This is a genomic window from Acidovorax sp. (genome assembly GCF_022763525.1).
In the GTDB taxonomy this organism is placed as follows: Bacteria; Pseudomonadota; Gammaproteobacteria; order Burkholderiales; family Burkholderiaceae_C; genus Acidovorax.
In genome coordinates, this window is the sequence record NZ_JALEGG010000232.1 from 1 (window position 1) to 10431 (window position 10431).

Here is a 10431-nt window from a genome sequence, read left to right on the forward strand (position 1 = left end):
CACTACGACTATTTCGACCCCGGCGAGCCAGGCACACCCACCATCGTCCAGCGCGGCGGGCAGCGGGTGGGCACGCTGGTGATGTACCTGAACACACCCGAAAAGGGTGGCGGCACCACCTTCCCCGACGTGCACCTGGAGGTCGCGCCGCAGCGCGGCAACGCGGTGTTCTTCAGCTACGAGCGCCCGCACCCGTCCACCCGCACGCTGCACGGCGGCGCCCCCGTGATCGCGGGCGAGAAGTGGATCGCCACCAAATGGCTGCGCGAAAGAGAATTCAAGTAAAAACAGGCTCCCGCGCTTTCCCAGTCAGCGCAAGAAGCTATATTTTTAATAGCAAATGAACACCCCAGAACAATCCCAACTCGGCAAGGCCTCGGCCTATGTGGACCATTACGACGCATCGCTGCTGTTCCCCATCCCCCGCGCCGGCAAGCGCGCCGAGATCGGCATCACGGGCGCCACTCCATTCTTCGGCGCCGATTTGTGGACGGCATTCGAGCTGTCGTGGCTGAATGCGCGCGGCAAGCCGCAGGTGGCGCTGGCGCACATCACCGTGCCCTGCGAAACGCCCAACATCGTGGAGAGCAAGTCGTTCAAGCTCTACCTCAACAGCTTCAACAACACCCGCTTTGCCGATGCGGCCGAGGTGCAGGCCCGCATCCGCGCCGACATCAGCGAAGCCGTGTGGCGCGGTGCGGAACACCCGGCCACCGTGGGCGTGAAGCTCATCGCGCCCGAGCTGTTCGACCAGGAGCCCGTGCACGAGCTGGACGGCCTGAGCCTGGACCGGCTGGATGTGGAATGCACGCAGTACCAGCCCGCCCCCGAGCTGCTCACGGCCGAGTTCAACGAAGCGCCCGTCACCGAGACGCTCACCAGCAACCTATTGAAAAGCAATTGCCTCGTCACCGGCCAGCCCGACTGGGGCAGCGTGCAGATCAGCTACAGCGGCCCGCAGATCAACCAGGAAGGCCTGCTGCAGTACCTCGTGAGCTTTCGCAACCACAACGAATTCCACGAGCAGTGCGTGGAGCGAATCTTCATGGACGTGTGGAGCCGCTGCAAACCCATCAAGCTCACCGTCTACGCACGCTACACACGGCGCGGTGGCCTGGACATCAACCCCCTGCGCACGAGCCACCCGCAGAGCCTGCCGCGCAACGTGCGCACGGCTCGGCAGTAGCGCCGCCAGGAGCGTCGGCGGCGCCCGGACTAGCGCCGGTTCACACTATTTTTGCCAGTGCGAAGGCCGCCCCCGCCACGCCAATCCAGGCGCGTGACGACGCCAAGGCCGGGGTCTTGGCTAGGAACCTTGGGCCTCGCAACGCATCTGGCAAAAATGGCGTGAACAGGCCCTCGTCGATCAATCGTCGCCCTGCATGTGGAACACCTGCACCGCGCGTGACAGCGTCTTGGTGCGCTCGCGCAGAACTGCCACCGAGGCCGCCGTCTGCTCCACCATGGTGGCGTTCTGCTGGGTGACAGTATCCAGGCGGTTCACCGCTTCATTCACCTGCGAGATGCCCGTGGACTGCTCGCTGGTGGCATTGGTGATCTGCGCCATGAGGGCCGTGACCTGCTGTACCGAGCGCTCCACGCTCGCAATCGTGGCCTGCGCCTGGGCGGCGTAGTCGGCGCCTGCACTCACCTCCTGCGCCGACGTGCCGATCAGCGCCCGGATCTCGCGGGCCGCTTCGGCACTGCGTCCCGCGAGGCTGCGCACCTCGGACGCCACCACGGCGAAGCCCCGGCCCTGCTCGCCTGCGCGCGCGGCCTCCACGGCGGCATTGAGCGCCAGGATGTTCGTCTGGAAGGCGATTCCCTCGATCATCGCGATGATGTCCGCCATTTGTCGCGACGATGCTTCAATGGCCTGCATGGCATGGTTGGCATGATCCACCGATGCACTGCCCTCCTGCGCGACGGCGCTGCTGCGGCGGCTTTGCTCGGCCACCTGCTGGGCCGCCTCGGCGGTCTGACGCACGGTGCTGGCCAGTTGCTCCATCGAGGCCGCCGTTTCCTCCAGGCTGGCCGCCTGGTCTTCGGTGCGCTCCGAAAGATGGCTTGCGCTGTCCGCAATCGCCGCCGTGGCCTGGGCGAACACGCCCGCCTCGGCACGCACATCACCGATCACGGCCCGCAGGTTGACCTGCACCTGCCAGATGCGCCGGATCAGCGACCCCAGCACATGCGGGTGACGCCGAAGCATGCCGGATTTGAGATTGCAGGCGGCCAGCGCTCCAGCGAACTCGTCTACCTCGTCCAACACGCGCGCCACGCCCCAATGAAAGGCCGCCAGCACGGCACCCCCGCCCACCAGCCAGATGGCCAGTTGGAGCCACCAGGCCAGTTGCGCTGGCAGGCCCAGCAGCGGTGGGACCAGGCCAGCCGCGCCGACCATCAGCAGGCCCAGCGAAAAGCGCTGAGTCAGCGTGAGACGGTGCAGCCTGCCCAGCACGTCGCGCCAGCCCACATGGCGCACGTGCCCAGCGTGCAGCTTGAAGGTATGGCGCCCGCTGGCACGTTGTTCGGCCACGCGCGCATACAAGGCCTCGGCCGCGGCCACCTGCTCTCGGGTGGGCCGAAAGCGAACGGACATGTAACCCACGGGTTTCCCATCGTCCAAGATGGGAGTCACGTTGGCTTCCACCCAGTAGTGATCGCCGTTGGCCCGGCGGTTCTTGACCACTCCCGTCCAGGGCCTGCCGCGCCCGATGGTGGCCCACATGTCGGCAAACGCTTCAGGCGGCATGTCCGGGTGCCGGATGAGGTTGTGCGGCTGGCCCATCAGCTCATCGTAGGTATAGCCACTCACCTCGGCAAAAGCGGTGTTGCAGTGGGTGATGCGGCCTTGCGCATCGGTGGTGGATACCAGCAAGGTGGTTTCTGGAAAGTGGTACTCGCGCTGCGTGACGGGGAGGTTCGTTCTCATGGAAGGTCGGCTGTTGGCGGCCTGTTACCAAATGCAACGTTGACGGTATCAAGGAATGGCTCAGAACGGTTCTCATTTGCGAAGTTTTTTGCCTTGCGTCAATAAACTTCCACCGGCAGGACGAGCATGGCGTACCACGTCACACCGCGCTTTCCCCCCTGCCAAGGGGCGCCTGCTCACCCTGCTTTGGAGCGGCTAACAAAACTCAGCGAAGCGGTCCTGGCGAGGCAGGGACGGCTTCCTTTGAGGTTGCGATGCCCAAAGGGCCATCCCCTTAGTTGCCGAGACCCAGGCATGGCTGCGCAGGGCCGCAGTCCTCAGGTACCGGCGTCGATCCAGTCGCACCGCAAGGTGTGGCGAAGGTGCGCTCGCTTGCGCCACGCGACATACAGACTGGGCGAAAAAATGCCCAGCAGGCTCACAGGCGCTGTCCAGGGCTGGCCGAACGCGCAGATGGGAAACCAGCCCACCCAGCCCAGCACCCAGAGCGTCAATGCCAAGTCCCAGGCGTGGTATTCCACGGGGTGTTCCGCCTTGTGGTCGACGTGCCACCGCTTGATGCGCTGCAGTTCGTTCACGGTCATGGGAATCTCCCCCGGGACAACGGGAGATTCACTGTAAGCATCGCGTAAGAAAAGGTCAAGAACCGCGCGGCATCCGCCAGGGATCGGGCATCAACCCAGCCGAAAGACGTCCACGGAGCGGCCCAGCGACTCTGCGCTTTCCCGCAGGTCCTGCGCGGCTGCGGCCGACTCTTCCGCCAGCGCCACGTTCTGCTGCGTCGCCGTGTCCAGCTGATTGACCGCGGTGTTGACCTGCGCAATACCCTGGGACTGTTCCGTGGTGGCACTGCTGATCTGCTGCACCAGTGCGCCTACACGCCCAACAGCCTCCACCATGCCCTCGATGGTGGCGCCAGCCTGGTCCATTTGCTGGGCACTGCTGGCAATCTGGCCCACCGTCACGCCAATCAGGCCGCTGATTTCCTTGGCCGCGCTGGCGCTGCGCTGTGCCAGGGCGCGCACCTCGCCCGCCACCACGGCAAATCCGCGGCCCTGTTCGCCCGCGCGGGCTGCTTCCACGGCCGCGTTCAGCGCCAGCAGGTTGGTCTGGAATGCGATGCAGGCGTCGCGGTTTTGTTGCCGCTTGATACTTGTGAAATCAGTATAAGGACCCCGAAAAAAAGTATGGCCCGTCCCACCCCGGCGGCGGTGCCTTCGCCCTGCACTGCTCAGAACAGCGAGGCCGTAGTACCCGGCTCGGCAGAATCTCCAGGGGTGGGCTCTCTGGCGCCCCGCGCAGCTCCACGCTGCGGACCCTGCGCCGGGACCTCTTCCACCCGAGCGAGCCCGCTGGCCCGCACGCCCAGCAGCCGCAGGCGCTTGTCCAGCGGCACCCGCTTGAGGCACTGGCCTGCCAGCTTGCGGATGGTGGGGCCGTCGGCCGTGTAGAAGGCCACGCTGTGGTCGCGCGTGGCGATCTTGAAGTCGTCGTAGCGCAGCTTGATGCCGAAAGTGCGCGCCACATAGCCCTTGCGTTGCAGATCCCCGGCCACGCGCAAGCACAGGTCGGTGAAGATGCGCGAGAGTTCCGCCCGGTCGCGCACGGCGTGCAGGTCGCGGTCAAACGTCGTTTCGCGGCTCATGCTCACGGGCTCGCTCTCGGTCACCACCGGGCTGTCGTCGCGGCCCCAGGCCACGCGGTGCATCCAGGCGCCGGTGGACTTGCCGAAGTGGCCGATGAGCCACTGCTCATCCTGCGCGGCCAGCTGGCCGATGGTCTCGATGCCCAGCCGCGCGAGCTTCTCGCCCGCCTTGGGGCCGATGCCGTTGACCTTGCGCACGTTCAGCGGCCAGATCTTTTCCTGCAGGTCTTCCTCGTAGACGATGGAAATGCCATTGGGCTTGTTGAACTCGCTGGCCATCTTGGCCAGCAGCCGGTTGGGCGCCACGCCGATGGAACAGGTGAGCCCCGTCTTTTCAAAGATGCTTTTCTGGATGAGCCGCGCCAACACGCGCCCACCCTCGCGCTGGCCGCCGGGCACGTCGGTGAAGTCGATGTACACCTCGTCCACGCCACGGTCCTGCATCACGGGCGCTATCTCCAGAATGGCAGCCTTGAAGGTGCGCGAATAGCGGCGCACCTCGTCAAAGTCCACCGGCAGCACGATGGCCTCGGGGCACAGCTTGGCCGCCTTCATCATGCCCATGGCCGAGCCCACGCCGAACTGCCGCGCGGGGTAGGTGGCCGTGGTGATCACGCCCCGGCCCACGTAGTCCTTCAGACGCGGGAAGTCTTCCACCGGGATGAAGCGCCGCTCCCGCTCGCCCGTGCCGTCCGGCCCCTGCAGCAGCAGTTCATCCACCTTGCGGCGCCCGCCGCCAATCACCACCGGCAGACCCTTGAGCTGCGGGTAGCGCAGCAGCTCCACGGAGGCGAAGAAGGCGTCCATGTCCAGGTGGGCGATGCGGCGCAGGCGGCTTTCTTGCGGGGCTGGCGCGGCGGAGGTTTCGGCGGTTTTTTCGAGTGGAGGGACGGTCACGCCCGGTATTGTGCGCGGCGGTGCGACAGGCTGCTGCCATGCGCAGCGCGCCCTTGCTTACCGAAAGGCCTGCCGCTGGCGCAGGAGTGCGTCGCGGTCGATGCTGGCGCGTAGCAGCTCCATGTCGGCAGCCGCAACGCCCAGCTGCGCAAAATGCGCCGCCCACCCATCGACCACGTGCACCACCTGCCGGATCAACTCGATGGCCCGCGGCCGCTTGATGCCGAACTCGCTCAGCTCGGTCAGCGCGTTGTTCAGGCTGGATTCCGCCCCCGCAGTGCCGACAGACATTGCCTGGTAGCCCAGGTTCTGCAGGGTGGGCACCACGTCGTAGGCCGGCGTCAGCTCGTAGTAGCCGTCCAGCCCCAGGCGCACGCTGTGGTTGCGCTCGTGGTCATCGGTGTTGTCCATGAGGATGTTGAACACCATGCGCGCAAACAGCTCCTCGCGCTGCGCCACCTGCCCTTGTGGGTGGGCCAATCGCAGCAGCACAGTGGCCAGCGCGCCGTAGCTCTCGGGCAGCCGGGCTGCCCGCAGCAGCGTGCGGGCCGAGAGGCAGTGCAGGCGGTAATTTGCGACGCGGTCAAAGCGCTCAATGGTCAGCGCATGGCGCGCCTGGCCGTGCCGGGCGGGTAGCGGCAGCACGCCCGTGGCGGCAACCCGAATGCCTGCGCGGGCGGCCAGCGTCATGGTGGCGTGCTCCACCAAGGGCGTGTCCACCGCGTCGTCCAGCTCGCTGAACTTGACCACGCAGGCACCGGATGCGGTCTGCAGCAGGGCCTTGGGTCGTGCGCCACCCAGCGTCACGCCGGGCTGGACCAGACGCTGCATGTCGGCGGTGACCGGGGCCTGGGTTTGCAGGTCTTCCACCGCAGCGCTCAGCTGCGCCAGGTCGCGCACCTGCGGATAGGGGCCCAGCAGGCGAGGCACATAGCGCTCGGCAGACACCGAAACGCCCAAAGCGCCAAAACGGTCGTCGCCAGCAAACAGAAGCATCTCCAGAATGGACAGCCGCGCCGGCCGGTCCACGTGGCGGATGATGCGCTCGCCCCAGCGGTCGGGCCGCGCATCGTCGATGGCACCGGGCGCGCTGCCGCGTTCACCGGCGGTGAATTCCTGCCCGGCCACCAGCGGCAAGTCTTCGCTGAGCGGGAAGTGCCACCAGTCCGGCGCATACTGGAAGGTGGCGCAGTCGGCTACTAGCTGTGACAGGCGGAGTTCGCCTACAAACGTGGGTTGAAGTGGATTTACAAGCATCCACAAGAACACCTTGTCTTGTGGTCTGTAGGTCGTCGAGAAAACTTCGGTGTTAGCGCTCATTGAAGCCCTGTCCGTCTTTTCAACATCAGAGCCGCCAAACCAGCTGCGGCCGATCCCCCTGCTAAAGACTTCTTCAGCTTCTCGACCTCACCTTCATACGAACCCAACGCGCCGAGTTTTTTTAACTCTCCTGCCGAAATCGATGAAGCTCCCGCCGACAACGATTTCTTTAGTTGCTCAAGCTCATCTTCATGCGAGCCCAAAGCGCCAAGCTTTGTAAGCTCTCCTACCGAGCTCGCTGGAACTCGCCTTGCCAACGCCTTTTCAATCCGTGGAAGAACCTCGTCGCGTTGCTCCGGCACGCCTATTTCCGGCTTCTCTGTGGCGGCACTTTTCGCTAGGGCATGCATCGCGTTTGATCTCGTCAGACGATGCTCTGGTGAATTGCTCCCCTTGGACGAGGTCGCTCTACTTCTGTCAGCAGGCTTACGTATCCTTTTTTTCCCTTGGCGTACTCTAAAAATTTCTCTTTCTAACGCCGCACTATCGCTCTGAGGCGCAACTAGGTCTGCCACCGCCACCGCCGGGTTCACTAGCCACATGCACATCACATAGCTGGCCATGGCCACGGACGGGTCCCCCCGCTCGATGCGTGCCATGGTGGGCTGCGACACCCCCAGGCGCCGCGCCCACTCGGCCTGTGTTTCGCCCCGGCGCTTGCGGGCAATCGCAATGTGCTGGCCGAGCAGCTCAATCTGCTGCAGGACGGCGTGCGGGTAGTCGGCAGGTGGAGTGACTTGTTTTGGCATTCATAGATAGTAGCGAAGTCTGGAATTTATGCAACTCTATGAATAATTTCGCCTACCAGTCACACCAATTGATGCGGAGCGGATCGTATTTTTTATTTATAGAAATATGCAATTAAGGCTTTTTTCAAATTTCTATGAATAAATTCACTGCTTAGCCAACGCCGCGCTGCGGATGTCCTGCAGCGTGCCCGTGGGCGTGATGGCCTCGGGGTCGAGCAGGCAATGCAGCACGCTGGGCAGGCCGCTGGCGCGTGCGCGGGCCAGCGCGGGGGCAAAGTCTTCCGTCCGCTCAACCCGCTCGCCGTGGCCGCCAAAGGCGAGCGCGTAGGCCTTGAAGTCAGGGTTCTTGAGCTGCGTGGCGCTCACGCGGCCGGGGTACTCGCGCTCCTGGTGCATGCGGATGGTGCCGTACATGCCGTTGTCCAGCACCACCACGATGATGGGCAGGCCGTACTGCACGGCGGTCGCAAACTCCTGGCCGTGCATGAGGAAGTCGCCGTCGCCCGCAAACACCACCACCTCGCGCTCGGGCCACAGGCGCTTGCCGCCCACCCCAGCCGGAAGTCCGTAGCCCATCGATCCGCTCGTGGGTGCCAGCTGGCTCGCATAGGTGGTGAACGGCCAGAAGCGGTGGATCCAGGTAGCGAAGTTGCCTGCGCCATTGCAGAAGATGGTGTCGGCAGGCATCACCTCCTTGAGGTGCTGCATCACCTGGCCCATCTGCAGGTCGCCAGGGATGCGGATGGGCGCGGGGTCGCTCCAGGCCAGGTATTCGGCATGCGCGGCCTCGGCATGGGTCTGCCACGGCACCTCGGACGTGGGGCGCACGCCATTCAGCGCGGCAGCAAATGCCTGCGGCGTGGCGTGAATGGCCTGCGCGGGGCGATAGAGCTTGCCCAGCTCGTCCGCATCCGCATGGATGTGTACCAGGGGCTGCGCGGGCGTGGGAATGTCGAACAGCTCATAGCCCTGCGAGGGCACTTCGGACAGGCGCCCGCCCACCACCAGCACCAGGTCCGACGCCTTGATGCGCGCCAGCAGCTTGGGGTTGACGCCCAGGCCCAGGTCCCCGCCATAGCAGGGGTGCGTAGCCGGGAAGAGCATCTGGCGGCGGAACGAGCAGTACACGGGAATCGACCACGCCTGCGCAAACGCGGTGAAGTCGCGCACCGCCTGCTCGGACCAGCGGCTGCCGCCCACGATGGCCACCGGGCGCTGCGCGCCTTGCAGGCGCTGCGCCAGCTCGGCCAGTTGCGCGGGGCCGGGGTGGGTCTCGGTCACCTGGTAGGGCTGCGCGTCCGCCACGGTGGCGGCTTCGGTGAGCATGTCTTCGGGCAACGCAATCACCACGGGGCCAGGCCGGCCCGAGGTGGCCACGTGGAAGGCGCGCGAGATCAGCTCAGGCACGCGGGCCGGATCGTCAATCTCCACCACCCACTTGGCCATGGTGCCGAACACCGCGCGGTAGTCCAGCTCCTGAAAAGCCTCGCGGCCCTTGGCATTGCGCGCCACCTGGCCCACGAACAGGATCATGGGCGTCGAATCCTGGTGCGCAATGTGCACACCGGCGGAGGCGTTGGTCGCCCCCGGCCCGCGCGTCACAAAGCAGATGCCGGGCTGGCCCGTGAGCTTGCCCTGTGCCTCGGCCATCATGGTTGCCCCGCCCTCCTGGCGGCACACGGTGACGGCGATCTGCGCGTCGTGCAGGGCATCCAGCACGGCCAGGTAGCTTTCGCCGGGCACGCAAAAGAGCTGCTTCACGCCGTGGGTGATGAGCTGCTGCACCAGGATCTGGCCGCCTGTGCGAGGGGTGATGGTTGTCGTCGTGTTCATATCGCGGTGGCGGGTCAAAAAATGAGAATTCAGAACAGGGCCTGGCAAGCCCGCTGGATGCGCGCGCAGGCCTCTTGCAGATCGGCCGTGGAGGCAGCGTACGAAATGCGGAAGTACGGTGCGAGCCCCAGCACGCCGCCGGGCACCACGGCCACATGGTGCTCGCGCAGCAGGTAGGCGCAAAAGTCGGCATCGGTGCGCAGCAGCATGCCGCCGGGCGTGGTGCGGCCCAGCACGCCCTCGCAGCTGGCAAAGGTGTAGAACGCGCCCTCGGGCACACGGCAGCGCAGGCCGGGCGAGGCGTTGAGTGCGGCCACGACCAGATCGCGCCGCGCCTGGAATTGCTGGCAGCGCTCGCGCACGATGTCTTGCGGCCCAGTCAATGCCGCTACGGCGGCGGCCTGGCTGATGGACGAGGGGCACGATGTGGCCTGGCTTTGCACCACGGCCATGGCCGCAATCAGCGCCTTGGGGCCTGCGCCGTAGCCCAGGCGCCAGCCTGTCATGGCATACGACTTGGAGACACCGTTCACCGTCAGCGTGCGCTCGCGCAGCGCGGGCAGCACGGCAGCAGGCGTGGCAAACGCGCGGCCGTCGTACAGGATGTGCTCGTAGATGTCGTCCGCCAGCAGCCACACCTGCGGGTGACGCTCCACCACCTCCAGCACCGGTCGCAGCTGTTCAGCGCTGTAGGCCGCGCCGCTGGGGTTAGAAGGTGAGTTGATGAACACCCAGCGTGTGCGCGGCGTGATGGCCGCCTCCAGCTGCTCGGGCGTGATGCGAAAGCCATTGGCCTCGGTGCAGGACACCACCACGGGCACACCGCCCGCGATCAGCACCATGTCGGCGTACGAAGTCCAGTACGGCGCGGGCAGGATCACCTCGTCGCCGGGATTCACCGAGGCCATGAGCGCGTTGTAGAGGATCTGCTTGGCCCCGGCACCCGCAGTGATTTCGTTGAGCTGAAAGTCCAGGCCGTTGTCGTGCTTGAACTTGTGCTGGATGGCGGTTTTCAATTCAGCCGTGCCATCCAGCACCGTGTAGTGCGTCTC

9 protein-coding genes and 1 pseudogene are annotated in these 10431 nt (G+C 65.5%); 2 read left to right on the top strand and 8 right to left on the bottom strand.

Annotated elements, in window-relative coordinates; genetic code table 11:
- Together MRY84_RS17820 and queF are read left to right on the top strand one after the other, a co-directional pair.
- Positions 1-285 (top strand): 2OG-Fe(II) oxygenase (locus MRY84_RS17820; protein ID WP_291507038.1); only part of this gene is annotated, 285 nt, incomplete at its 5' end.
- A 55-nt stretch (positions 286-340) separates the two neighbouring features.
- Positions 341-1186 carry an NADPH-dependent 7-cyano-7-deazaguanine reductase QueF gene (gene queF, locus MRY84_RS17825; protein ID WP_291507039.1) on the top strand — a complete coding sequence of 282 codons (846 nt, stop codon included), beginning with the start codon at positions 341-343 and terminating at the stop codon, positions 1184-1186.
- A 180-nt stretch (positions 1187-1366) separates the two neighbouring features.
- On the opposite strand, the gene MRY84_RS17830 is transcribed toward queF, so the two are convergent.
- The 8 genes and pseudogenes from MRY84_RS17830 to MRY84_RS17865 all read right to left on the bottom strand — a co-directional run.
- The gene (locus MRY84_RS17830) at positions 1367-2935 is read right to left on the bottom strand and encodes a PAS domain-containing methyl-accepting chemotaxis protein (RefSeq protein ID WP_291507040.1); all 1569 of its coding nucleotides are present in this window, start codon (positions 2933-2935) and stop codon (positions 1367-1369) included.
- Between the two features lie 317 nt (positions 2936-3252).
- Positions 3253-3519 carry a hypothetical protein gene (locus MRY84_RS17835; protein WP_291507041.1) on the bottom strand — a complete coding sequence of 89 codons (267 nt, stop codon included), beginning with the start codon at positions 3517-3519 and terminating at the stop codon, positions 3253-3255.
- A 90-nt stretch (positions 3520-3609) separates the two neighbouring features.
- Positions 3610-4056 (bottom strand): annotated as a pseudogene (locus MRY84_RS17840) (methyl-accepting chemotaxis protein); the annotation flags it as partial.
- A gap of 110 nt (positions 4057-4166) precedes the next feature.
- Complete coding sequence (locus tag MRY84_RS17845) at positions 4167-5387, bottom strand: DNA polymerase IV (RefSeq protein ID WP_291507046.1); 1221 nt, start codon at positions 5385-5387, stop codon at positions 4167-4169.
- 147 nt (positions 5388-5534) lie between these two features.
- On the bottom strand, positions 5535-6734 hold the full coding sequence (locus MRY84_RS17850) for a type II toxin-antitoxin system HipA family toxin (protein ID WP_291507042.1): 1200 nt from the start codon (positions 6732-6734) through the stop codon (positions 5535-5537).
- A gap of 59 nt (positions 6735-6793) precedes the next feature.
- The gene (locus MRY84_RS17855) at positions 6794-7546 is read right to left on the bottom strand and encodes a helix-turn-helix domain-containing protein (protein WP_291507043.1); all 753 of its coding nucleotides are present in this window, start codon (positions 7544-7546) and stop codon (positions 6794-6796) included.
- A gap of 144 nt (positions 7547-7690) precedes the next feature.
- The gene (locus MRY84_RS17860; protein ID WP_291507044.1) at positions 7691-9379 is read right to left on the bottom strand and encodes a thiamine pyrophosphate-binding protein; all 1689 of its coding nucleotides are present in this window, start codon (positions 9377-9379) and stop codon (positions 7691-7693) included.
- Positions 9380-9408: 29 nt separating this feature from the next.
- Positions 9409-10431 (bottom strand): pyridoxal phosphate-dependent aminotransferase (locus MRY84_RS17865; RefSeq protein WP_291507045.1); only part of this gene is annotated, 1023 nt, incomplete at its 5' end.

Bases quoted from the DNA above. Each gene is read 5' to 3' on its own strand.
- queF (WP_291507039.1), top strand. From the start codon at position 341: ATGAACACCCCAGAACAATCCCAACTCGGCAAGGCCTCGGCCTATGTG.
- MRY84_RS17830 (WP_291507040.1), bottom strand. From the start codon at position 2,935: ATGAGAACGAACCTCCCCGTCACGCAGCGCGAGTACCACTTTCCAGAA.
- MRY84_RS17835 (WP_291507041.1), bottom strand. From the start codon at position 3,519: ATGACCGTGAACGAACTGCAGCGCATCAAGCGGTGGCACGTCGACCAC.
- MRY84_RS17845 (WP_291507046.1), bottom strand. From the start codon at position 5,387: ATGGACGCCTTCTTCGCCTCCGTGGAGCTGCTGCGCTACCCGCAGCTC.
- MRY84_RS17850 (WP_291507042.1), bottom strand. From the start codon at position 6,734: ATGCTTGTAAATCCACTTCAACCCACGTTTGTAGGCGAACTCCGCCTG.
- MRY84_RS17855 (WP_291507043.1), bottom strand. From the start codon at position 7,546: ATGCCAAAACAAGTCACTCCACCTGCCGACTACCCGCACGCCGTCCTG.
- MRY84_RS17860 (WP_291507044.1), bottom strand. From the start codon at position 9,379: ATGAACACGACGACAACCATCACCCCTCGCACAGGCGGCCAGATCCTG.